The sequence below is a fragment of the Burkholderia sp. BCC0397 genome, from assembly GCF_902832865.1.
Classification (GTDB): domain Bacteria; phylum Pseudomonadota; class Gammaproteobacteria; order Burkholderiales; family Burkholderiaceae; genus Burkholderia.
In genome coordinates this window covers 332682-355350 of sequence record NZ_CADFDL010000006.1, presented here as the reverse complement: position 1 = coordinate 355350, position 22669 = coordinate 332682, and the positions used below count along the sequence as shown (strand labels likewise).

Annotated in this window: 17 protein-coding genes and 2 pseudogenes; 11 read left to right on the top strand and 8 right to left on the bottom strand. The window is 66.0% G+C overall.

The window, feature by feature from the left end; genetic code table 11:
• The first annotated feature begins 117 nt into the window (after nucleotides 1–117).
• The 4 genes from HWX03_RS21025 (at nucleotide 118) to HWX03_RS21010 (ending at nucleotide 4792) form a co-directional block, all read left to right on the top strand.
• Entirely contained in the window at nucleotides 118–852 is a 735-nt protein-coding gene (locus HWX03_RS21025; protein WP_175822781.1) for a fucose-binding lectin II, read from the top strand.
• A gap of 162 nt (nucleotides 853–1014) precedes the next feature.
• Nucleotides 1015–1854 (top strand): AraC family transcriptional regulator, encoded by an 840-nt coding sequence (locus HWX03_RS21020; protein WP_175872542.1) that lies wholly within the window; start codon nucleotides 1015–1017, stop codon nucleotides 1852–1854.
• Between the two features lie 546 nt (nucleotides 1855–2400).
• Nucleotides 2401–3870, top strand: coding sequence for a cytosine permease (locus tag HWX03_RS21015; protein WP_175872593.1), 1470 nt, complete (start codon nucleotides 2401–2403; stop codon nucleotides 3868–3870).
• Nucleotides 3871–3964: 94 nt separating this feature from the next.
• Nucleotides 3965–4792 carry a carbon-nitrogen hydrolase family protein gene (locus HWX03_RS21010; protein ID WP_175872541.1) on the top strand — a complete coding sequence of 276 codons (828 nt, stop codon included), beginning with the start codon at nucleotides 3965–3967 and terminating at the stop codon, nucleotides 4790–4792.
• 96 nt (nucleotides 4793–4888) lie between these two features.
• Here the strand turns inward: HWX03_RS21010 and HWX03_RS21005 are convergent, their stop codons facing one another.
• Nucleotides 4889–6262 carry a M23 family metallopeptidase gene (locus HWX03_RS21005; protein WP_175872540.1) on the bottom strand — a complete coding sequence of 458 codons (1374 nt, stop codon included), beginning with the start codon at nucleotides 6260–6262 and terminating at the stop codon, nucleotides 4889–4891.
• Between the two features lie 279 nt (nucleotides 6263–6541).
• Here HWX03_RS21005 and HWX03_RS21000 point away from each other — a divergent pair, with 279 nt between their 5' ends.
• The 5 genes from HWX03_RS21000 to dbpA all read left to right on the top strand — a co-directional run bounded on the left by HWX03_RS21000 (nucleotide 6542) and on the right by dbpA (nucleotide 11918).
• On the top strand, nucleotides 6542–7411 hold the full coding sequence (locus HWX03_RS21000; protein WP_175822786.1) for a mechanosensitive ion channel family protein: 870 nt from the start codon (nucleotides 6542–6544) through the stop codon (nucleotides 7409–7411).
• A gap of 138 nt (nucleotides 7412–7549) precedes the next feature.
• The gene (locus HWX03_RS20995) at nucleotides 7550–7855 is read left to right on the top strand and encodes a hypothetical protein (protein WP_175872539.1); all 306 of its coding nucleotides are present in this window, start codon (nucleotides 7550–7552) and stop codon (nucleotides 7853–7855) included.
• Between the two features lie 521 nt (nucleotides 7856–8376).
• Nucleotides 8377–10038: a malate dehydrogenase (quinone) gene (gene mqo / locus HWX03_RS20990; RefSeq protein ID WP_175872538.1), complete on the top strand. Its 1662-nt coding sequence runs from the start codon at nucleotides 8377–8379 to the stop codon at nucleotides 10036–10038.
• Between the two features lie 285 nt (nucleotides 10039–10323).
• On the top strand, nucleotides 10324–10521 hold the full coding sequence (locus tag HWX03_RS20985; protein ID WP_006483193.1) for a hypothetical protein: 198 nt from the start codon (nucleotides 10324–10326) through the stop codon (nucleotides 10519–10521).
• A complete protein-coding gene (dbpA, locus tag HWX03_RS20980) occupies nucleotides 10518–11918 on the top strand; it encodes an ATP-dependent RNA helicase DbpA (RefSeq protein ID WP_175872537.1) in 1401 nt (466 codons plus the stop codon). Before HWX03_RS20985 ends, dbpA begins: the two co-directional genes overlap by 4 nt.
• Before the next feature lie 50 nt (nucleotides 11919–11968).
• Here dbpA and HWX03_RS20975 read toward each other — a convergent pair whose 3' ends face one another.
• Nucleotides 11969–12793, bottom strand: a complete 825-nt coding sequence (locus HWX03_RS20975; protein ID WP_175872536.1) for a PhnD/SsuA/transferrin family substrate-binding protein — start codon at nucleotides 12791–12793, stop codon at nucleotides 11969–11971.
• Nucleotides 12794–13036: 243 nt separating this feature from the next.
• On the opposite strand from HWX03_RS20975, the gene HWX03_RS20970 reads away from it, so the two are divergent.
• Both HWX03_RS20970 and HWX03_RS20965 read left to right on the top strand, forming a co-directional pair.
• Nucleotides 13037–14062 (top strand): fatty acid desaturase, encoded by a 1026-nt coding sequence (locus tag HWX03_RS20970; protein WP_175872535.1) that lies wholly within the window; start codon nucleotides 13037–13039, stop codon nucleotides 14060–14062.
• Nucleotides 14063–14234: 172 nt separating this feature from the next.
• Nucleotides 14235–15440, top strand: coding sequence for a benzoate/H(+) symporter BenE family transporter (locus tag HWX03_RS20965; RefSeq protein ID WP_175872534.1), 1206 nt, complete (start codon nucleotides 14235–14237; stop codon nucleotides 15438–15440).
• Between the two features lie 154 nt (nucleotides 15441–15594).
• Here HWX03_RS20965 and tssJ read toward each other — a convergent pair whose 3' ends face one another.
• The 6 genes and pseudogenes from tssJ to HWX03_RS36980 form a co-directional block, all read right to left on the bottom strand.
• On the bottom strand, nucleotides 15595–16122 hold the full coding sequence (gene tssJ, locus HWX03_RS20960) for a type VI secretion system lipoprotein TssJ (protein WP_175872533.1): 528 nt from the start codon (nucleotides 16120–16122) through the stop codon (nucleotides 15595–15597).
• Nucleotides 16123–16265: 143 nt separating this feature from the next.
• Nucleotides 16266–17376, bottom strand: a pseudogene (gene tssG / locus HWX03_RS20955) (type VI secretion system baseplate subunit TssG).
• Nucleotides 17373–19187: a type VI secretion system baseplate subunit TssF gene (gene tssF / locus HWX03_RS20950; RefSeq protein WP_175872532.1), complete on the bottom strand. Its 1815-nt coding sequence runs from the start codon at nucleotides 19185–19187 to the stop codon at nucleotides 17373–17375. Before tssF ends, tssG begins: the two are co-directional and overlap by 4 nt.
• Before the next feature lie 9 nt (nucleotides 19188–19196).
• A complete protein-coding gene (gene tssA, locus HWX03_RS20945; protein ID WP_175872531.1) occupies nucleotides 19197–20777 on the bottom strand; it encodes a type VI secretion system protein TssA in 1581 nt (526 codons plus the stop codon).
• A gap of 8 nt (nucleotides 20778–20785) precedes the next feature.
• Nucleotides 20786–22390, bottom strand: a complete 1605-nt coding sequence (locus tag HWX03_RS20940; RefSeq protein ID WP_244132710.1) for a type VI secretion IcmF C-terminal domain-containing protein — start codon at nucleotides 22388–22390, stop codon at nucleotides 20786–20788.
• A pseudogene (locus HWX03_RS36980) lies at nucleotides 22389–22616 on the bottom strand (type VI secretion system contractile sheath large subunit); the annotation flags it as partial. The gene HWX03_RS20940 and the pseudogene HWX03_RS36980, both read right to left, overlap by 2 nt.
• Nucleotides 22617–22669: the final 53 nt, after the last annotated feature.

Here is a 22669-nt window from a genome sequence, read left to right as displayed (position 1 = left end):
TACCTTGCGAATCGTTCGAGCAGTCATTTGCAGTTCCACGCTTTGCTCCGCGCGCGGCCCGGCGACATCCGTTCACCGGCCGCGCGACGCGAAACCTTCCATCGAGACGAGGACGACATGTCACAACCCTTTACCCACGACGACCTGTACGCGCTGCTGCAACTCGCGGGCAACGACGCCACTGCCGTGCAGGCCAACGGCGATCAGGCCGTGCTCGACCGGATGCGTCAATTCATGACCGCGCAGCTCGTCGAGAAACTGCCGCAGTACGACGTGTTCGTCGATATTGCGACGATCCCGTACAGCTTCGACGTCGGCAGCTGGCAGAACAAGGTGAAAGCCGATGCGGCGGGTGAGGTCGTTGCCTGCACGGTGACGTGGGCCGGCGCGCCGGGCGTGCTGCCCGGTGCCGCGGCGAAATTCGGCGTCGGCGCGGTGGTCAATTACTTCTCGAAAGCGACGCCGCAACCCGTGCAGCCGGCGCCCGTGCCGACCGGCGGCGGCGAACGCGACGGCATCTTCAACCTGCCGCCGAACATCGCATTCGGCGTGACCGCGCTGGTCAATTCGTCCGCGCAGCAGACGATCGAGGTCTTCGTCGACGACAACCCGAAACCGGCCGCGACATTCCAGGGCGCCGGCACGCAGGACGCGAACCTGAACACGCAGATCGTGAACTCGGGCAAGGGCAAGGTGCGTGTGGTCGTGACGGCGAACGGCAAGCCGTCGAAGATCGGCTCGCGCCAGGTCGACATCTTCAAGAAGACCTACTTCGGGCTGGTCGGGTCGGAAGATGGCGGCGACGGCGACTACAACGACGGCATCGCGATCCTGAACTGGCCGCTGGGTTGAGTCGCGGCGGCCTGACGACCGTCGCCACGCCGCCCGGCGTGGCGACGGGCCTGCGCACCTCAGCCATCCGCCATCCGCGAGCCCAGGCCCTTGCCGCAAGAACGATCAAATGCCCCGCCCGCCGATACCATATAGTCCGCCCGACACCCTCATTGGCACGCTATGGACCCGGTTGGACAAGCACTCTGGTTTATCGAAACCGAACTGGACAGGGAACTGACGCTCGACAGGATTTCCGCCGATTGCGACATGACACGCTTCGGCTTCTCGCGGCTGTTCTCGATGAATACCGGCTGGCCGGTGATGCGCTATGTCCGGTCGCGCCGGCTGACGCGGGCGGCGCATGCGTTGGCGCAAGGTGCGCCGGACATCCTGCACGTGGCGCTCGATGCCGGCTATGGCTCCCATGAGGCGTTCACGCGCGCGTTCCGCGACCGCTTCGGCATGACGCCCGAAGACGTGCGGGCACGGCGCACTCTCGACGGGTTGTCTCTTGTGGAGCCGCTACGCATGAAAGCGCTGAAAATCATCGACGTTACGCCCGCCCGCTTCGAAGCCGCCGGCAAGCAGCTGATCGCGGGCATGAGCGATCGCTACACCTTTGAAACCAACGAAGGGATTCCGGCGCTGTGGCAAGCGTTCATCCCATACATCGGTACCCTTCCAGGCCAGGTCGGCGATGCGACATACGGTGTGTGCTGCAACCCCGACGCTGACGGCAGCTTCGAATACATCGCGGGCGTGGGGGTCACGAGTTGCGATCGGCTGCCCGCGCTGTTTCGCTGCGTGGAACTGGAACCGCAGCGGTATGCGATCTTCGAGCACGTCGGACACATCTCCACGCTGCACCAGACGTTCTACAGCATCTGGAACGGGTGGCTGCCAACGTCGGGATTCAAGGCAGTGGATGCACCCGAGTTCGAGCGCTACAGCGGCGACTACGATCCGGTGACAGGTACCGGTGTGCTTGAGATCTGGCTGCCGGTCGAACCCTCCGCCTGAGCAACCGGAACCGGTCGGCCGCGACGATACGCGCCTCGGCCGATCGATTCCGGTGTCGTCTCCATCAAATCACCACGCGCGCCGCACACCCGCATTGCCGGTAATCGTGCGCGGGTGCTCGCCGCCGAGGTTCGTCAGGTAGCTGACCGAACCTCACATCGCTCATGCATCGATCTGGATCGATGTTTACGTCGATATATTCGCATTCTTCTTTTCCGGCCACCCGCGTACAACTACGTCCTGCGGCGACGCGGCTCATCGCGGCTGACGCTGACCATACGCTCTTGCCGACAGCACGAAAGGAGACAACAAAATTGAGACAGCTAACGTCGTGACCCTTCCCGGTACCGTTCGCCCCGACATGCCGGCGCCTGCGGCGGCGTCGACACCGAACTGTCGATGCATCCTGCCCGGCTGACACGCCGATCCCCGCGTACGGCCTTCGCCCCACGCAGTCCCCGATCATACGAACATTCATCAAGCGCCGCGCTCGTCGGCGCGCACACACGCCGCCCGCCGCGGCATGCTCACGGAGACATCGTCGTCATGCATCGCCCCGAGACCCTCGACCTCGCTCGCGCCGAACCGACCGGCCTCCAGATCGAGCATCATTCGATCGACTACATTCCGGAGAGCGAGCGCCATGCGAAGCTCGCCAGCCAGGGACCGTTCTGGTTTCTCGGCAATTTTCACTTTTTCACGATCTCGATCGGTTTCGTCGGGCCCGGCATGGGCCTGTCGGCGGGCTGGACGACGCTCGCCGGCGCACTCGGCATCATGTTCGGCACGCTCTTCATGGCGTTCCACGGCTCGCAGGGGCCCGAAATGGGCTTGCCGCAAATGATCCAGTCGCGCGCGCAGTTCGGCTATCGCGGCGTCATCGTCGCGCTGCTCGCCACGTTGTTCGTGTTCGTCGGCTTCAACGTCGTCAACGTGTCGCTGATGGTCGACGGCGTGCACAACGTCTTCGGCATCGACGGCGGTTTCGTCGCCGTCGCGGCGGTCGCAATCGGAGCACTGCTCGCGATCTACGGGCATGACCTGATGCATCGCACCTTCACGTGGGCGCTGTTCGCCACGCTGCCGCTCTATGCGCTCGTCACGCTCGCGCTCGTGTTTGGCCATGCTGCGCCGTCGAGTGCTCCCGTGTCGTCGATGCCGTCCGGCTTCAACTGGGTCGGCTTCGCGACCCAGTTTGCGATCGCCGCGAGCTACAACATCTCGTATGCGCCGTATGTATCCGACTATTCGCGCTATCTGCCGAAACAGACGAGCCGCGCAAAGCTGATCGCGGTGATCTTCGCCGGCGCATCGCTGTCGGGCACCTGGATGATCGGCCTGGGGGCATGGCTCGCCCAGAAGTTGCACGCGGCCGATGCGCTGGTCGCGATGAACGACGTCGGCGCCTCGCTCGTCCCGGGTCTCGGCAAGCTGATCGCGTTCGTATCGCTCGTCGGTTTCCTCCCGATCATTGCGCTCAACGCATACAGCGCGATGCTGACGGTACTGACCGGCATCGACTCGATCGTGCCGATCAAACCGACACGCCGCGCGCGGGTCGCGTCGATTCTCGCGATCAGCACGTTCGTGCTCGCCTGCGTGTTCGCGATCCGCGGCAACGGCATCGCGCTGCTTCAGACATTCCTCACGCTGATGCTCTACTTCCTCGTGCCGTGGACCGCCGTCAACCTCGTCGACTACTTCTTCGTGCGTCGTGGCCATTACGCGATCGCGCATTTCTTCACGCCGCGCGGCTTGTACGGGGCGTGGCAATTGCGCGGAATCCTGTCGTACATGATCGGATTCGCGTCGATGGTGCCGTTCTTCTATGTGTTCGACGCGGAGGTGAACCGGGAGGTATTCGTCGGGCCGTTTGCGCGGATGCTCGGGGGCGTCGACATCGCCTGGCTCGTTGGCTTGATCGTCTCCGGAGGCGTCTACTGGTTGCTGTCGCGCTCGCTCGACCTCGATCGCGAACGCAGCGTCATCGCTGAAACGCCCGCTATCGATGCGTGAACGGACTGAGTGAGTCTATGCGTCGGCGCATCCCGGCGCTCTCGCCGGAACGGCTTCCGTCACCCTTGCCATCCACTGTCATGGAGTACCGACAATGAGTATCTTGCGATTGCGCCTGATCCAGTCCACCCTGAAGGACGGCGCGTGTGCATCGAACCTTGCTCAGGCCCTTGCGCACATCGCAGCGGCGCAAGACAACGCCGATCTGGTCGTCTTCTCCGAGACGTATGTTCCGGGGTTCCCGACACCCGACAACATCGCGCAACTGGCGGAGCCGCTCGACGGGCCGTCCGTATCGGCCATTCGCGCCGCCGCGCGTGACGCGCAGGTCGCCGTTGTCATCGGGTTCGCCGAACAGGACGACGGGCGCTACTTCAATACGGCGATTCTGGTCGATGAATTCGGCGAGCTCCGGCTGCGCTATCGCAAGTCCCACCTGTACGAATCGGATGTGGGCGTCTTCGAAGCGGGCGGCACGTTCGACGTATGCGAATGGCGCGGTATCAAGGTCGGCATGTTGATCTGCTTCGATCTGGAATTCCCGGAAACCGCCCGGGCACTCGCACGGGCCGGCGCGGAATTGATCGTCATCCCTGACGGCATGATGCAACCTCATGGCCACGTCCATCGGAAAATGATTCCCGTACGCGCGCTTGAGAATCAGGTCTTCGTCGCGATGGCCAATCGGGTCGGCCCGGGCGATCGCTATACGTTCAGCGGAGAGACCGTTGTCGCGTCGCCCGACGGCGACGTCGTTGCCGCGGCACCGTCAGACCGGGACGCGGTGCTCGACGTCGGTATCGATCTGGATGCAGTTTCGCGAAACCGTGCCGCCTTCCGCTATCTCGATCTGGTGCACCCGGGTCTGTGGCGTGCATCATGCCGGGACACCACGACCGACGCACGCCCGAATTCCGGGTGATCGTGCGCTGGTGCTCGCCGCCGAGATTCGTCAGGTAGCTGACCGTCGCATACACGCTGCCGCGCTTCGTCAGTTGCGCGACGCGCCCCGCGCCGATCAGCCCGCCTGCGGCGCGACTGCCTTCGACATCGCCACCGGCTGAGCGAACGTGGCCGACGCCAGTTGCGTGCGCGCGTCGCGGGCCACGCGGTTGAACGCCACGCGCTGCGCGCCCTTCAGTTTCGCCGCTTTGGCGGCGTGCACGAGCTCGATCGGATCGACGAGACGGGCATGCCGGCGCACCTCGAAGTGCAGATGCGGGCCGGTTGCCGTGCCCGTACTTCCGACCGCGCCGACGCGTTGACCGCGCATGACGCGCGCGCCGGTTCGCAGCGTCGGCTCGAACGCCGACAGGTGCGCGTAGTACGACGCGTAGCCGCCGTCATGCCGAATCACCACGTACTTGCCGTAACCGCTCGGCTCGGTGCCGATGAACGTCACGACGCCGCGCTCCGACGCATGCACGGCGCGGCCTGCCGGCGCCGCGAGATCGACGCCCGAATGCACGTGACGCGCACCGCTCACCGGATGTACGCGCGTGCCGAACTGCGAACTGATGCGCGTCGCGGTGACCGGCATCGCGAAGCGCGCGCCGGCGAGCGGCATGCCGTCGAGTTCGTAATAGGCGCCCGGCGAGCCGGCCTGCGGGGCGAACCACACGGCCGCGACGCGCTGCCCGCGAAAGCGGATGTCGAGCGCCGTCACGCGTACGCGGCCCGGCCGCGTTGCGTCGTGGTCAGGCTCGAATGCCACGCGGAACGTGTCGCCATGCGCGCCGCGCTGCTTCGGATCGACGCGCCCGGCCAGCATGCGGACGATCTGCGCGGCGATGCCGGCCGGCAGGTCGGCGCGCGCCAACGACGCGCGCAGGCTGCCGACGATCGCGCCGGCGCGCGTGCCGCGATCCGGCTGCGCGAGCGTGAATGGCTCGGCGGATGCCAGATCGACCGAACCGTGCACGAACGTCGGCTGCGCACCCGTCGCGGGCAACGCCGACGCCAGCCCGTAATCGAACCGCGACGCATAGCCGCGCTCGACCGCACCGCGCGCGGTATCGCACAGCACGCGATACGCGACGCAGGCGCCGAAGCGCGCCACCGGATCGTCGCGCCCGGGGCCGGCCGACACGCTCAACGCATGCGATGCGTAGGCGATGTCGAGCGGCGCGGCGGCCGATACATGCAGCCCGCCCCACGTCGTGCGTGCGGAATTGAAGAAAGGCACGTCGCCAAGATCGGTGGTTTCCGCCGTCGCGGGCGCGACCGGCGCGGCGTCGTGAAACGCCTGCGCTGCCGCGCCCTGTGCGCCGGCCACGCAGGCCGCCGCGACGATGCCACGCAGTAACGCGCGGCCAATCGGGAAACGGTGAACGCCGCGGGGTGCGGGTTGACCTTGCTCGCGTGCGACACGGAAACGCAGGTCTGACCGCATGACGTCGTCACTCGCTATTCAATGAAAAATCGGGAAAGAATCGGCATCGCGGAGGAACGATCGTCGCGATCCGGCTACTCGAAAGCGAGTGTATCGGCGTGGCCGAAACGGCTAAATAGGACTCGTCCTATTTGATATAAAACATCGCTTGTACTCGTACTAAACCGACACAGCCGGGGCGCCACGCATTCGCGCGAACCCCGCTGTGCCGTGTACAGTCGAGGGCTGCCGGCGCGCGACACGCGCCGCGCACTGTGTCTTCAAAACCGGAATCCCGTCATGTTTCTCGATCATCTTCATCCGGAACGCTGGACGTTCCTGTGGAACGCGTTGTCCACGCTCTCCGTCAAGCTGTCCGCCGGCCTGGCGCTGCTCGTCGCCGGCTGGTGGCTGTCGAAACGCATCGGCAATTGGCTGAACCGGCTGCTCTCGAACAAGGAGCGCGTCGACGACACGCTGCGGCCGATCCTCTGCGACGTCGCGGTGTGGGGCATCCGCATCGTCGCGATCGTCGGCGCGCTGTCGCAGCTCGGCATCGAAACCGCGAGCATCGTCGCGGTGCTCGGCGCGGCCGGCCTGGCCATCGGCCTCGCGCTGCAGGGCACGATGCAGAACATCGCGGCCGGCATCATGCTTCTGCTGCTGCGGCCGTTCAAGGTCGGCGACTACATCGACGGCGGCACGGGCGTCGCGGGCACCGTCGACGAGGTCGGGCTCTTCATGACGCGCCTCACGAAGCCGGACGGCATCTGTGAGTACGTGCCGAACAGCGCGCTGTGGGGCAGCTCGATCCGCAACTACACGCGCAACCCGACGCGCCGCCTCGATCTCGAAGTGGAAGTGTCCGTGCATGACGATATCGATCGCGCGCTCGACGCGCTGCGTGCGCTGGCCGAAGCCGATCCCGACGTGCTGCAGGACCCCGCGCCGGACGTGATGGTGATGCGCTTCGACGACAGCACGGCCGTCGCGAACATGCGCGTGTGGACGCATACCGACAAGTTCTGGGCGATGCGCTGGCGCCTCGCGCGCCAGGTCCGCAAGACGCTCGCCGATGCGGATTGCGCGCTGCCGATCCGCACGCGGGAATTGCACATCGTGCACGATGCGGAGCGCCGCGCGGACGGGGCACGCGTGCGGGTTTCGTAAGGCAGCGCGGCGCGCCCGGCGCTGCGCGAGTGAAGTTCTCGTCGCGCGTGCCGGTGCCGGACGCGTGACCGTTCATGCTTTTCAAACGCCCGTACACGGGCATCCGCTGTCGATCGTCATCCCATGGAGCGCTACCCGATGAAACGTCACTCTCCTACCGCATTGTTTGCCGCCGCGATTGCCTGCGTGTTCGCATTGAGCGCCTGTGCGGCGCAATCGTCTGCGCCGGCCACTGCTTCAGCGCCGGCCGACGCTGCCGCGCAAGCGGCCCCGCCGGTGGTCGGCGGCGATCGCGATGCGCACGGCTGCATCGGCTCGGCCGGCTACGCATGGTGCGAGCGGACGCAGCAGTGCGAGCGTCCGTGGGAACTCGCGAAGGCGCAGGGTTTCGCGAATTCGGCGCAGGCTTATGAGCAGTTCTGCCGGAACGGCGGAACGAAGTGAAGTGATGTAACCGTGAACGGGTCGCGGTGCAACGCCGCGACTCGATGATATTCCGCTCTGCCACACGGCATGCGCGACCGCCCATTCCGCGCCGCCGATCCCCATCGATTTTCCCGCATCGCGCACCGTCATTCCGGAAACCCGGACGCACAAAAAACCCCACGAAAACAGGGATATTCGTCGGCTGCGACACATTGTCCGAGTTCGGTTATATTACGCGCCCCTTGCCACCCCGCCCCCGCACAACGCGTCGCGCGCGGCCTCTTTCAACGCAGCCTGAAGCGCCGTCCGCTCAGGCTTGCCGCCAGGGCCCCGGCGCGTGGCGCACCGTCGCGACGCAGGCGCTTGCCTGCTCGCGGGAAGCCGATCCGAAGGTGTCCTTCCGAATGGCTTCGCATGCGCAAATGCAACGGCGCGCAGTGCCGATCCGGAATTCCGGATTCGCGGTCCGGATCTCCGGATCCGCGTTTCGGCGCCACGGAACCGCGCGCCGGGCGGCATGGCAAACCGATGCATTCAAGTTGAAAAAGGGATCTGCTGTGATCAAAACGTTACGGGTAATACTGTCGGCGCTCGCGCTGTGCGTCGCGACATCGTCCGCGCACGCCGCCGATACGAAGAAGGTCGACGTCCTGCTGGTGGGCGGCGGCATCATGAGCTCGACGCTCGGCGTCTGGCTGCACGAACTCCAGCCCGACTGGTCGATGACGATGGTCGAGCGCCTCGACGGCGTCGCGCTGGAAAGCTCGAACGGCTGGAACAACGCCGGCACCGGCCACTCGGCGCTCGCCGAGCTGAACTACACGCCGGAGAAGGCGGACGGCAAGATCGACATCTCGAAGGCGATCGAGATCAACGAGTCGTTCCAGATCTCGCGCCAGTTCTGGGCCTGGCAGGTCAAACAGGGCGTGCTGAAGAACCCGCACGCATTCATCAACTCGACGCCGCACATGAGCTTCGTCTGGGGCGACGACAACGTCCGCTTCCTGAAGAAGCGCTACGACGCGCTGCAGGCGAGCCCGCTGTTCCGCGGGATGCAGTATTCGGAAGACTACGACCAGATCAAGCAGTGGGTGCCGCTGATGATGGAAGGCCGCGACCGCAACCAGAAGGTGGCCGCGACGTGGACGCCGATCGGCACCGACGTGAACTTCGGCGAGATCACGCGCCAGTTCGTCGGCTACCTGAAGACCCAGCCGAACTTCACGCTGTCGCTGTCGAGCGAAGTGCGCGAGATCTCGCGCAACGCCGACGGCACGTGGCACGTGTCGTGGGTCAAGCTGCACTCGGATGAACCGCCGCAGGCCGTCGACGCGAAGTTCGTGTTCATCGGCGCGGGCGGCGGTGCGCTGCACCTGCTGCAGGCGTCGGGCATCCCCGAGGCGAAGGACTACGGCGCATTCCCGGTCGGCGGCTCGTTCCTCGTGACCGACAACCCCGAGGTCGTGAAGCAGCATCTCGCGAAGGCGTACGGCAAGGCGTCGGTCGGCTCGCCGCCGATGTCGGTGCCGCACCTCGACACGCGGATCATCGACGGCAAGAAGATCATCCTGTTCGGGCCGTTCGCGACGTTCTCGACCAAGTTCCTGAAGAACGGCTCGTACTTCGACCTCGCGAAGAGCACCAACCTGCACAACGTCGCACCGATGATGCGCGTGGGCGTCGACGAATTCCCGCTGGTGCAGTACCTCGCCGGCCAGCTGATGCTGTCCGACGACGACCGCTTCAACGCGCTGAAGGAATATTTCCCGAACGCGAAGAAGGAAGACTGGCGCCTGTGGCAGGCCGGCCAGCGCGTGCAGATCATCAAGCGCGACCCGAAGAAGGGCGGCGTGCTGAAGCTCGGCACCGAGATCGTCGCATCGCAGGACGGCAGCATCGCGGGCCTGCTCGGCGCGTCGCCGGGCGCATCGACCGCCGCGCCGATCATGCTGAACCTGATGCAGAAGGTGTTCAAGGACAAGGTCGCGACGCCCGCGTGGCAGCAGAAGATCCGCCAGATCGTGCCAAGCTACGGCACCAAGCTGAACGACAGCCCGGCGAAGGTCGTCGAGGAATGGACCTACACGAGCGACGTGCTGCAACTGTCGCCGCCGCCGAAGATCGACCTCGGCGTGCCGTCGCAGGCCACCGGCACCGCGCCGGCCCGCCCGGCGAAGGCGTCGGCCGACATGGCGCTGTAACGCGCCCGACGCTGCGCAACACCCGCGCGGCACCCGCGGCACCGTTACGCCGCCCGACACGGCCGCCCTCCGGGGCGGCCGTTTTTCGTGGTGTGCGCCGGGCGGAAGCACCGGCTTCCGCTAGAATTGCGGCACGCGCGACCCCGTCGCCGCCCGATCCATCACCCGCATCGACACAACCCGAGCCACCGCCGGTGCGGCCCGCGCCTGAGCCGCGCGAGCGCCGCCCGTCATGGCCGCGCCCGCCCGGGCGCGCCATCAACCGAATTCAGCTGGAGAAAGACCGTGTTTACCTGCCGAAACCAGAGCTGCGGCACGCAGTGGGAGCAATCCGACGTCGTCATCAAGGACGAAGGCCAGGGGCTGCTGTTCCGCTGCCCGCTGTGCGGCGCCCGCAACTATCTCGAACGCTTCGAGGACGACGAAGGCAACGTCGTCTACGAGCAGATGGAAGGCCGCCCCTACCTCGGAGACCTGTCTTGACCCAACCGACCGCCACGCCGTTCAGCGCGCTGCCGCTAACGCCCGCCACGCTCGCGAACCTCGCGCAGCTCGGCTATGTCGACATGACGCCGATCCAGGCCGCCAGCCTGCCGGTCGCGCTGGCCGGCCAGGACCTGATCGCGCAGGCGAAGACGGGCAGCGGCAAGACCGCCGCGTTCTCGCTCGCGCTGCTCGCGCGCCTCGACGTGCGCAGTTTCGACGTACAGGCGATGATCCTCTGCCCGACGCGCGAGCTCGCCGACCAGGTCGCGCAGGAAGTGCGCCGCCTCGCGCGCGCCGAGGAGAACGTGAAGGTGCTGACGCTGTGCGGCGGCACGCCGATGCGTCCGCAGGCGCAGAGCCTCGAGCACGGCGCGCACATCGTCGTCGGCACGCCGGGCCGCATCATGGATCACCTCGATCGCGGCAACCTGAAGCTCGACGCGCTGAATACGCTGGTGCTCGACGAAGCCGACCGGATGCTCGACATGGGCTTCTTCGACGACATCGCGAAGGTCGCGCGGATGTGCCCGACGACGCGCCAGACGCTGCTGTTCTCCGCGACCTATCCGGACGGCATCGCGAAGCTGAGCCAGCAGTTCCTGCGCAATCCGAAGGAAATCAAGCTCGCGGAACGCCACGACGACAGCAAGATCCGCCAGCGCTTCTATGAAGTGACCGAGGACGAGCGGCTGCATGCGGTCGGCCAGTTGCTGAACCACTACCGGCCGGTGAGCACGATCGCGTTCTGCAACACCAAGCAGCAGTGCCGCGACCTGCTCGACGTGCTGCACGCGCAGGGCTTCCACGCGCTCGCGCTGCACGGCGAGCTCGACCAGCGCGAGCGCGACCAGGTGCTGATCCAGTTCGCGAACCGCAGCTGCTCGGTACTGGTGGCGACCGACGTCGCCGCGCGCGGGCTCGACATCGCGCAGCTCGAGGCGGTGATCAACGTCGACGTGACGCCCGACCCCGAAGTGCACGTGCACCGCATCGGCCGCACGGGCCGCGCGGATCAGGACGGCTGGGCACTGAGCCTCGCGAGCATGGACGAGATGGGCCGCGTCGGCGCGATCGAACAGGCGCAGAAGCGTGAGGTCGAATGGCATCCGCTCGCCGAGTTGAAGCCGGCGGACGACAGCGTGCTGCTGCCACCGATGGAAACGCTGCAGATCCTCGGCGGGCGCAAGGACAAGATCCGTCCGGGCGACGTGCTCGGCGCGCTGACCGGCGACGCCGGGTTCGACGGCAAGCAGATCGGCAAGATCAACGTGACCGAGTTCTCGACCTATGTGGCGATCGAGCGCGGCGTCGCGCGCGACGCGCTGCGCAAGCTCAATGCCGGGAAGATCAAGGGCAAGCGGGTCAAGGTCCGGTTGATGGACGACGAGGAGTAAGCGGGCCACGGCGCGGGCGGTCGCAGCACCGCCGTGCGCCGCCCCGTGCGTCACCTCAGTTCGGGATAGCCGTGCGCGGCGGCCCCCTGCGCGAACCGCGCAATCGTGTCGTAGTCGGCCGGCGACAGCCGTTCGAACCCCTTCAGCCTCAGCACGCGCGCCCGTTCCGCATCGACGGCAGCCGCGCGATCGAGCGCATCCTGCAACGCGACGACCTGCATGTCCGCCAGCGCCCGCGATGCCACGAACGGCAAGCCCGGCGCGGAGGCCGTCGCGCCGATGATCCGGATGTCCTTCAGCAGATCAGGCAGCGCGTCGCGCACATACGCAAACGTCACGCAGTCGATCGCCGCGCAATCGGCTTCTCCCGACGCCAGCGCACGCAGCACGTTCAGGTGCGAACCGAACGGCGTGACCGAGCCGAAGAACCGCCCGTCGTGCGCATGCGGCGCGACCGCGTGCCGGAATGCGTTCATCCCGCTGTGTGAATCCTCGCCGTTGAAGGCGGCCCGCAACCCGCGGCATGCGGCGAGCGTCGTCGCACCGCCCGCATGCACGCGCGCCGACACGACCAGCACGCTGCTGTAGCGTGCGCCGTCGCAGCCGTCCGCATCGAAAATCGGGGTCGCAATCAATCGCACGACGTCGCGCAAGCCGAGCATCCGGTACGGGTAGCCGCAGGTTTGCGACAGCAGCAGATCGTCGCGCCGCCACAGTGCCTGCAGGTCGTCGAACGGTGCGTCGGGCAACGCGACGTCGGCCGGCCCGCCCGCGTTCGCGAACGCATCGAGCGCGTCACGCAGCAGCGCGCGCCACAGGGCGGCGTGGCGCGGCGTCACGTTGTACATCGGCAGCACTGCGATCCAGGGGCTCATGCAGGCATTCTACGCATCGGCGGCGGCCCGGATGCTTATCGGCCGCAACACGATAAGCAAATGCGAATCGATTGGTTGGCGCAGCCGCGCCGCCCCGGTACCGTTCGAATGCCTGCCGGCGCCGCCACCGTGCGCGATGCCGGGCAGGCCGACCGTGATCCGCGAGACACCAGCGCACCCGGGCCGAGCGCCCCGGTTCCATCGCTCGTTCCCCGCACTGCCCGATCCATCCGCCTCAACGCCATGGCCGAATACTTCGACGTCGACCACGCGCGCGCGATCGCCGCGCTCGACGCCCGCTTCACCGCCCGCACCGAGTGGCCGACCTGGCTGCTGGTCGTCGTCATCTACGGCGGCTGGCTCGCCGTGCTGCTGCTCGTGCGCGAAGGGCGCCTGTCGCTCGCCGCCGCGACGCCGCCGCTGATCCTGCTCGGCGCGTGGCACCTGTCGCTGCAGCACGAGCTGCTGCACGGCCATCCGACCCGTTCCGCCTTCGTGAACAAGCTGCTCGGCTATCCGCCGCTGACGATCTGGTATCCGTACACGCTGTATCGCGACACGCATCTCGACCATCACCGCGACGAAGACCTGACCGTGCCGGGCGTCGATCCCGAAACCAACTACGTGACGCGCGAACGCTGGGCGCGGCTGCCGCGCTGGCGCCGGGCGCTGACAGTCGCGCGCAAGACTTTCATCGGACGCATCGTCGTCGGGCCGCCGCTCGCCATCGCCGTGACCTTCCGCGATGCGTTCGCCGCGTTCCGGCGCGGCGACTTCCGCTATCTGCCGATGTGGGCGACGCATGCCGCGTGCGTGGCCGCGCTGCTCGCGTGGCTGCAATGGGCGATCGGCGTGCCGTGGTGGTACTACCTGCTGGCCGTCACGTGGCCCGCGCTGTCGCTCGCGATGATCCGCTCGCTATACGAGCATCGCGCCGCGCCGCATCCGAAGGCGCGCATCACGATCAACGAAGCCGGCTTCGCGATGCGGCTGCTGTATCTGAACAACAACTATCACCTCGTCCATCACGACCTGCCGAAGCTACCGTGGTACGACCTGCCGCGGGCGTATCGGATGCGGCGCGACGCGTATGCGCAGAAATGCGGCGGCTTCGTGATCCGCGGCGGGTATCGCGCACTGCTCGCGCGCCATGCGTGGACGCCGACCGATCCGCCCGTGCATCCGTTCGACGAGGGCACGGCATCGCTGTCGACGGGCAGCGGCGTGAAAGTGGCGGTGGTCGACACGGTGTTGCAGATCAGCACCTGACGTCGCGCTCCGCGTTTCGGCACCCATCCTTACGAAAAGCCGACAACACCGATCGTCGCCGGCGAATTGCCAATTGCGCCGGCCATGCCCAGAATGGCGGCTCATCCGAGGCTTCCAACAATCATTCGCCCCGGCTCCGCCGCACGGCCGCGCGCCGCATTCCCCGACGACGATGCAACCGAACACCCCGCCCGGCGCGATCCGCACGATCGGCAACGACTGGTCCGTTTCCGCGATCACCGCAGGTTTTCTCGCGGTCCTGATTTCCTACGCGGGCCCGCTCGCGATCTTCTTCCAGGCTGCGCAGGCCGCGCACGCGTCCAATGAAATGGTGTCGTCGTGGGTCTGGGCGATCTCGATCGGCGCGGGCATGTCGGGCCTGTTCGCCAGTTGGAAGCTGAAGGTGCCCGTCGTCACCGCGTGGTCGGCGCCCGGCACCGCGCTGCTCGTCGGCCTGTTCCCGCAACTGACGCTCAACCAGGCCGTCGGCGCGTACATCACGGCCGCGCTGATCATCCTGGCGATCGGCGTCTCCGGCTATTTCGACCGGCTCGTGCGCCATATTCCGCGCGGCATCGCCTGTGGAATGATGGCCGGCATCCTGCTGCCGTTCGGCATGCATGCGTTCTCCGCCGCGACCGCGCAGCCGGTGCTCGGTTTCGGGATGATCGCGGCGTACGTGATCTTCAAGCGCCTGCTGCCGCGCTACGGCATCGTGCTCGTGCTGCTGACGGGCGCCGCGCTCGCGACGCTGCTCGGGATGACGCATCTCGGCAACGTGTCGCCGAGCCTCGCGCGGCCGATCTTCATCGCCCCCGAATGGACGCTCGGCACGACGCTCAGCCTGGCGCTGCCGCTCGTCGTCAGCCTCACAGGCCAGTTCCTGCCGGGGATGACGATTTTGCGCGTGTCCGGTTATCACACGCCGGCGCGGCCGATCATCACCGCGACCAGCGTGATGTCGCTGGTGGTCGCGTGCTTCGGCGGAATCACGATCGTCGTCGCGGCGATCACCGCGGCGCTGTGTACCGGCAAGGACGCGCATGAGGATCCGGACCGGCGTTATATCGCGGGCATCGCGAACGGCGTGATCTATCTGATCGGCGGGCTCTTCGCGGGCACGATCGTCACGGTGTTCTTCGCGCTGCCGAAGGCGTTCGTCGCGATTCTCGCGGGGCTCGCACTGATCGGCGCGATCAGCGCGAACGTGCACGGCATCTTCGAGGACGAGCACCATCGCGAAGCATCGGTGATCACGTTCCTCGCGACCGCGTCGGGGATGACGTGGCTCGGGCTCGGGTCGGCGTTCTGGGGGATCGTGATCGGGTCGGTGGCGTATGCGGTGCTGAGCAAGGTGCGGGGGCGTCAGGGGGATTGAGCACGCGCATGACGCCGTCCTCAAACACTCGATGCAATGCCTTCCCGGGCACGGGTTCGTCGGCTCTCGCGATTCAGTTCATCGAATGCGCGGGTCGGTTCAGGTAATGTCCTTTGCATTTCAAGGATCGTCATGACGCCCGGCCAGTCAGGCACTACCTCGATGTGTTGCGAATAGCGCCGCTGGCCAACAGAAGCTGATCGACAAGCTCGAGTTTCAACGGCTTGTCCGCATCGAGCCTCTTCTTTTCGATCACGTACTTCCACCCGTCGCCGTTGCCCGGGTTGCGATAGAACGCCACGACCGCCACGTATTTCGTATCGGCCTGCATCGGCTGCGAAAGACTCGCGGCCGCCCCCGGATTCAACACCGCGGCAAGGTCAGCCTGCAGGTCCTGTGCAAGCACCGTCCGGTCATTCTTCAGCAGATCCTCGTAGGAAGCACCATCGAACGTCTTGCGGTCCTTCAACTGATACACGCGCACCGCGACCGATGTCGCGCGGCCGGCGTCATCGGGGTTCAATGCCTCCCGAGCGGACAGATCGACGTTGAGCACCTTGACCTGCTTGACGAACACCGCGTGATACGCGCTCGACGAGGCGTCCGAGACGGACTGCCAGGCACCGCACGCAGACAGCAGCAGAACCGACAAGACAGTTGAAACAGCGAAACGAATGGACATTGATGCTCCTCAGCAATGCATGGTGCAGGTCATGAGCGTATTGGGGTCAAGCGTTGTCGGCCAGACACAAATCGCAAGCCGATAGCATCAAAACGGATGCAACGGCTGAAGCGGAAAATCTGAAGATCATGCGTCGTTCCTGGTCAAGCATGCGATGCGGTAAGGTATGGATTCGGAGCCGTCGCGGGGAAAAGCCTCGTAGACGCCGAGCGCGATATTGACGATCCGTTCCTCGTCGGCGGGCAGCACGGTAGTCCAGCCGAGCCGGGGCGCCGGCCCGGTGATTCCCTGACCGATCGCCGGTTCCGGCGTGTATCGCGACGACACCTCCATACGCAGATGTACGTCCGCCTTGACACCGACATATAACTGCACAAAGGCCATCAGGTCGCGATGCAGCCCTGCACCCGGCAATAGGTCCTGCGCCTGCCGAGCATCGGCCGGCCGCAACGTCACCCGTACCGCCCGGCTTCGATACGACATCCGCTTTCCCAATACGTAACCTCCGCCCAACCCGCTACGTTGACTGGTTCCCGATTTCCCGGCAGCACGTCCGGCACCGGTAAGCGGCCGCGGCCGCCCCGTCGACGTCACGACCGGCCAGAATTCGTCGACCCGAACCTCGACTCGCGGGATGGCCAGCGCAACGACGCCCGCCAGCCCCTCCGGCGTGCGAGTGCGCTGAATCAGGAGCCCCAGCAGTGCCAGCATCCGCGAATCGGGCAGGCCGGCGCGCTTCGGCTTGTCGCCCCAGCCGAACCCGGCCAGACACAATAGGTTGCGCGAATGCGCATCGATGCCGCCAGGCCTGAAGTGCTCGGGATAGCGATACTTCCGCCACGCGCGATACAGCAACGTGACATACCGGTGATTGAACTGGTCGAGAAACGCCTCGACCGCCTCGTGCCCTTCCTCGCGCAGTACGATCTCGTCGATCATGTGCGACGGCATCGCCGCATCGACACCGTACAGCCCCATGAAAGTCGTGCGCACGGTCGGCGGTGAACCAGGCCCGAATGCGTCCGATCCGTCATCGAACTCGACCGACGCGACCTCACTCGCCGGAAAACCCATTCGCGGTCGCGGCCGGAAGCGAACCGGTTCATGCTCGAGCGCGTCCCGTGTACCGAACCCGGGCTGATCGGGAAAACGCACTTCGAGCAACCGGCAAAGCTGCATGAAGTTCATTCGCGGTGCGCGCTCCAGGAGCGAGGCGACCAGCGGATCCAGGTTCGGGAAGTCGTGCAGTTTCATAGCGGCGCCCGCTCGGCCTTGCTGCGTGGCCATTCGATCCGGGCCTGCGACGGCAGGCTGACGATCGCGAGCTTCGTGAACAGGTTGATGTCCGCGTAGAGCGCGAAGAACCGATGCAGCAGTTCGCCGAACAGCATCACGTCACCGTCCCCGGCGAACGCATGGCTGTCGAGTGTGACCTCGATCAGCACGCCCCGCTCGACCGAGCCACGCGACACCTCCTCGATCAGTGCCTGTGACACCCACAAGATGCCCGCGAGCCGTCGACGGTTCAGTTCGTCGTCCGTCCAGTCGTAGAGCGCGAGCGCCCCGCGCAGCACTTCCGCGTTCATCATCGACAAGAAGTTCGGCGCCAGGTGCGACAGCACACGCCACTGGAACCGGTCTTCCGTCGGCGGATACAGCGGTAGCGTCGGCGAGACGAGATTGCGCACCCCGGTGACGTTCTGTGAACTGGTCGCGAGTTCGTCGAGACTGGCTTCCCGCAGCCCCTTGCGCGGCAGCAACCCGTTCGTGCCCGTCACCCGCAACGACACGCTTTCCTCGGGTAGCGCCTCCATGGTTTCCCATGCATGACCACCGAGCACCACCCAGGTTTCGTGCAACCCCGCCACTCCCGAGCGCATGCGCGAATGGAAATACCGCTCCGGCGCCTCGTGGCGCAGCATACCGCCGCGATGGCGGAACGTCGCGAACGGCACATATTCATATCGCTCGGCCGTTTCGTGGTCGAATGCCTCGATCGCGTCGACGGAATACGTTTCGACATGCTCGCCTTGATGCCCCGCCGGCACCACGCGATATTCGGTTTCGTGATGGTCGATCTCGATCGGCTCGGCATCCAGCTCGAACAGGTTGATCACGGGCGAGCAGAATAGCCGCACGTTTTCTGCGCTGAAGCGCTGGTCCGACGGATAGGTCTGCGTCAGCACGATCTCCAGCTCGAACCGAGTGGTACGTTCGGGCAGCTTCGTGACGTCCAGTCCGCAAAGATCCACAAACAGGAATTTCTCGCGGAACGTGAAGTATTCGAGCGGCAACTGATAGCCGGAGAAAGCCGCATCGGCCTTCGGCCACAGTCGTTCCTCGGCCGAGAAGCCGGCCGGTTCGATCGTGACGCCGGCGAGCGGCATCGCCTCGCCGTCGCGGATCTCCGGAATGCGCAAGTGGATCGTGTCGATCTGGCGTGTGAGCGCAAGGTGCATCGCGAACGCTGTCGGCAGATCCGCATTCAGGTACAGGCGCAACCGGGACAGATCCGTTTCCATCCGGCGTGCCGACCCGCCGAGCGAGAAGCCGAGCCGGATCACCGAGCGGCCGTCGTGACGCACGGTCGGCCCGGCATGCGTCACCGTGACCGGTTGCAGCGTGACCGCTTGCGTGGTCCTGTAAATGCATTGCACGGTCTTCGGCGACAAACCTTCCGCGCCAGCGGGCGGCGGTACGGCGATCGGCGCGGAGCGTATCGATACGCCTGCCGGCACGACTTCGGTCTTCTGAAGCTTTTCCGACAGCGGGATGAGTTCGACGATCGACAACGAGGGGATCATGCGCAAGTAGTGCGGCCATAGCAGGCTGACCAGCCCTTCCGTCAGCTCCGGCAACTCGTCGTCGAGCTTCTGCCGAAGGCGCCCGGTCAGGAATGCGAAACCCTCGAACAGCCGCTCGACGTACGGATCGCGATCGCCGACACGGTCGAGGTTGAGCAGCCGCGCGCGATCAGGATGCGCCTTCGCGAATTCCTTGCCGGACTCGCGCAAGTAGCGCATTTCCGCTTCGTAGTAGCGCAGGATGGGATCGTCGTTTGCCATGGATTCTCGTTACGAAAGAGTCAGCGCTCGAGCCGGGTCGAGCACGGTAAGTTCCGCCTGCAGTTCGCCGATGCGGCGCGCGAGCGTCGATTTGTCGGCATCCTTGCGGTTGCTCGTCGCTTTCAACGCGCGCACGAGTTGCTGCTTGACCTCGAACGCCAGCGCAGGCTCCCAGCGCATCACCGGCAGCGAGCGCGACGACGTGTCGAGTTCGACCAGCAACGCGAGGGCCGTATCGGGTCGCCCCGCATGATCGGCCAGGCGCGCCATCACCAGCCGCTGCAGGAAGCGGTGACGCTCGGTCTTCATGCCGGGCAGCGCATCGAGCCATGCGAACGCGGCCTCGACACCATCGCGCGCGACCAGCTCGCGAGCCTGCGCCTCGATCTCCGGCCAGTCGCCCGCATCGCCGTCGCTATCCGCGGACACCGGCAGCGGCGCAACGGTCTCACCCGCTTCGAGGTCGCGCACGACGGCGTGCCGGGCGATCCACTCGAGCGTCGTGTCGTCGGAGAATGGCGTGCCGTCGCTGAACGAAAGCCGTTCGATACCCGGCAATCGCTCGAGAAACAACGCAAAGTCCGCGCGCAGCACTTCGCTCCACGTGTGGTACGGCGCGCCGACGTGATCGAGCGCGATGTGCTGGAAGTACTGCAGGTCGAACCACAGGTGATTCACGCCCTCCATGAACGCCCCTTCGACACGCTCGAGCAGTTCGTGCCACTGCTTCTGCAGCACGAGCCGCTTCAGTTGCTGGCGCAACTCGGCGCGTGGCGGTGCCAGACGCGTGTGCGACGCGGTATCCGACGGCGGCACGTCGTGCAAGGTGTCCCACCGAACGCTGCGCGCGATACGCACCGACGGCAAATAGCCGTTTTCCTGATCGCGCAGCCATGCCGACATCGCGCGGGCATGATCGAGCAGGTCGCGCGCCGATGCGATCGATCCGCTCGAAACGCTTGCTGAGGCGGGCGTCTGCGGCATCGCCATGTCCGGGCTCACGTTGCGAACCGGTTCATCCTTGTTCCCGAAGCGGGCAACAAGCGGATGCAGGTTCGGACGGGCGGCGTCGGACCATGTACCTGTACGAGTGACGAGCACGTCGAGCGCCGCAATCGCGCGCTCGAGATCCGCGGGCGCGAAGTCTCCGCGGCTGTCCAGCGTTTCGATCATTCGCGCGGTCGACAGCATTTCCAGCGCCGCCCGCTTTGCCTCGGCCCGCGCAGGCAGCAAGGTCTCGCCGAACCGATCGACTAGCGAAGCGGCCAGCTCGAGTCCGTCGGCGAACCCGGCGGGACCATCCTGACGCAGCCGCGCAAACGCGTAATAACCGACCAGACGCAGATCCTTTCCGGTTTCCTTGAGCAACTGTTCGCATGCGCGAGTAATCAGTCCGTCGTCGATTCCGGACAGCTTGGTCGCTTCGTCCTTCAGTTCGAAGAATGCATCCTCGTAACCGGGATCGCGGCCATGCGCGTGTTCCCCCGGTATCGGGGCAAGCCATGCCGCCCAGGTATTCCGGCGCGCTTCGTGCAGCGAATCGATGCGTGGACCGCCGACGAGTGTCTTTACGAAATTGGCTAGGGTCATGGCAGGTCTCAAAACGCAAATGCGTCGCCCAACAACTGGAGGGCATGTCCGAACGGTTTGGAGGAAGCGTCGGCTGACATCGAAGTCGTCGCCAGCGACGACACCGTCATCCCCGGATTGGCCCTCGGCGTCGCCATGCCGGACGAAGCCGGGTGCGGGTGCGGGTCCGCTCGAGCCGATTCCGTCGCGGAAGTTCGACGAGGCGCCGGTGCCAACGTCGCCGGCATCGGTTCGTCCCGCAACGAAATCGCACCCGGAAGTCCCGGCGGCAACGGTACGGCAGCATGCTTTGCCGCGGCGATTGCCGCAGCCGGCAACGGCGGCGGACTGGTTGTCGACACCTTCGGCCCGGTACTCGCCGCCCCGGTCACGAAAATCCGCGCCGGCAGCGCAAAGTTGCGCAACTGGAGTACGTCGAGCGGCCCGGCGCCCGCCTCGCTGCGCAATTGCACCTTCAGCGGAATGCCCTGGCTCGTGTCCGGCATCCAGGTCAGCACGTAACGCGCGTTGTCCTGCTGTGCGACCTTCGCACGCTCCAGCAGCCGGATCAGGCCGAAGCGCCCCTGCGAGTCGAGCGCCGTGCGCAATCCGCCCTGCTCGGTCTGCCATTCGATATGCGACAGGTTCTCGAGCGACTGGCCCGGCCACTCGAACGGCACCCACTCCTGCTTCTGGTTGAAGTAGCGCAGTTCGCGCCCGGACAGCACGAACTTCATGCCGGTGACGCCCGGCGTCGGTACTGCCTGCAGTTCGTACCGCACGCGCGCGTCTCCGGACGGGAACAGCACGATCGAGATCCGCGTGAGCTTGTTCAGGCTGCTCAGGAAGACCGGATCGATCGTGAGCGCCCCCTGGTCGGCACCTTGCGCGACGACCCACCGATCGCCCTGCCGCTCGATCACGCCGGCAAGCTGCGTTGCAACGAACTGCGCGATCACGCCATTGTCGGGCCGCATGAAGCGCGCCATCTCGGGCAGCGACGCGTCGTTGTCGGCGTCCGAGAACGGATATCGGCCGCCGAACGACTTGTTCCAGTCGGCCAGAATCGCCGTCCGCCAGATTTCGTTCAAGCTCGACGCGGCCGGCTGCACGACGACCTGCCACGCCTGATCGAACGGTGCCCGAAACAGCGCACCGAAGCCCGCCCACTGTTCGCCCAGGCTCGCGGCTACACGGCTCGCGTAGTCGCGGCTATCCGAGATATCGGACGTCTTGCCCTGCAGGACCGACTGAGCGGCCAGCCGTGCGATCGCGTCCGGATCGGCACCGGAGACGATCTGCGATGCCTTCAGACGCATCGCCGTGACCCGCTCGAGGTAGCGTGCGAGACTGAGGTCGCCAGTCGCGGCCAGTTGAGTGGCGGCCTTGTCGTTGACCGGTGCACCGGACGCCAGATCGCCGCCCGTCAGGCGCAGGATCGGGCCGAAGGCTGAGGCAAGCGGCGCAAGCTGGGACTGAACCTGCTTCGACGGATCCTTTTCGTCGACGCCGACCAGTTGCTGCGCCTTGTTGATCAGGCTCTCGGAAAGCGACTGCGCACTCGCGCCGGCGCCCGCCTGGTAGACGATAGCGTTCATCAGCGCGACGAGCGGCGAGCGTTGCGAGTCGCCCAACCGGCTTGCTTTCCTTCGCGATCAGGTTGAGCAGCGCGTCCATGCCGCGTGCGACCCGTTCGTCGGCCGATGCCTCCGACAGTGCATCGTTGTCGCGGAACGCTTCCAGCGGCCGCGCCTCGGCGACCGGCTTCAGGTTGATCTTGTTGCACAGCGCGGCATAGACACTGTCGTTTTCGAGCGCGATGGTTTCCGTGGCGCCCTGGCGCGATTCATTCTGGTTCATGTTTCTCTCAGTCACGTTTGGTATGGCTGCGTGGTTGCGGGATGCGGTGACGG

What these genes read in the sequence shown, in the direction of transcription:
- tssF (WP_175872532.1), bottom strand. Translation starts at nt 19,187, where the DNA reads ATGGCAAACGACGATCCCATCCTGCGCTACTACGAAGCGGAAATGCGC.
- HWX03_RS20965 (WP_175872534.1), top strand. Translation starts at nt 14,235, where the DNA reads ATGCAACCGAACACCCCGCCCGGCGCGATCCGCACGATCGGCAACGAC.
- HWX03_RS21010 (WP_175872541.1), top strand. Translation starts at nt 3,965, where the DNA reads ATGAGTATCTTGCGATTGCGCCTGATCCAGTCCACCCTGAAGGACGGC.
- HWX03_RS20970 (WP_175872535.1), top strand. Translation starts at nt 13,037, where the DNA reads ATGGCCGAATACTTCGACGTCGACCACGCGCGCGCGATCGCCGCGCTC.
- tssJ (WP_175872533.1), bottom strand. Translation starts at nt 16,122, where the DNA reads ATGTCCATTCGTTTCGCTGTTTCAACTGTCTTGTCGGTTCTGCTGCTG.
- HWX03_RS20995 (WP_175872539.1), top strand. Translation starts at nt 7,550, where the DNA reads ATGAAACGTCACTCTCCTACCGCATTGTTTGCCGCCGCGATTGCCTGC.
- HWX03_RS21020 (WP_175872542.1), top strand. Translation starts at nt 1,015, where the DNA reads ATGGACCCGGTTGGACAAGCACTCTGGTTTATCGAAACCGAACTGGAC.
- HWX03_RS21025 (WP_175822781.1), top strand. Translation starts at nt 118, where the DNA reads ATGTCACAACCCTTTACCCACGACGACCTGTACGCGCTGCTGCAACTC.
- HWX03_RS21015 (WP_175872593.1), top strand. Translation starts at nt 2,401, where the DNA reads ATGCATCGCCCCGAGACCCTCGACCTCGCTCGCGCCGAACCGACCGGC.
- tssA (WP_175872531.1), bottom strand. Translation starts at nt 20,777, where the DNA reads ATGACCCTAGCCAATTTCGTAAAGACACTCGTCGGCGGTCCACGCATC.
- HWX03_RS21005 (WP_175872540.1), bottom strand. Translation starts at nt 6,262, where the DNA reads ATGCGGTCAGACCTGCGTTTCCGTGTCGCACGCGAGCAAGGTCAACCC.
- HWX03_RS20975 (WP_175872536.1), bottom strand. Translation starts at nt 12,793, where the DNA reads ATGAGCCCCTGGATCGCAGTGCTGCCGATGTACAACGTGACGCCGCGC.
- HWX03_RS21000 (WP_175822786.1), top strand. Translation starts at nt 6,542, where the DNA reads ATGTTTCTCGATCATCTTCATCCGGAACGCTGGACGTTCCTGTGGAAC.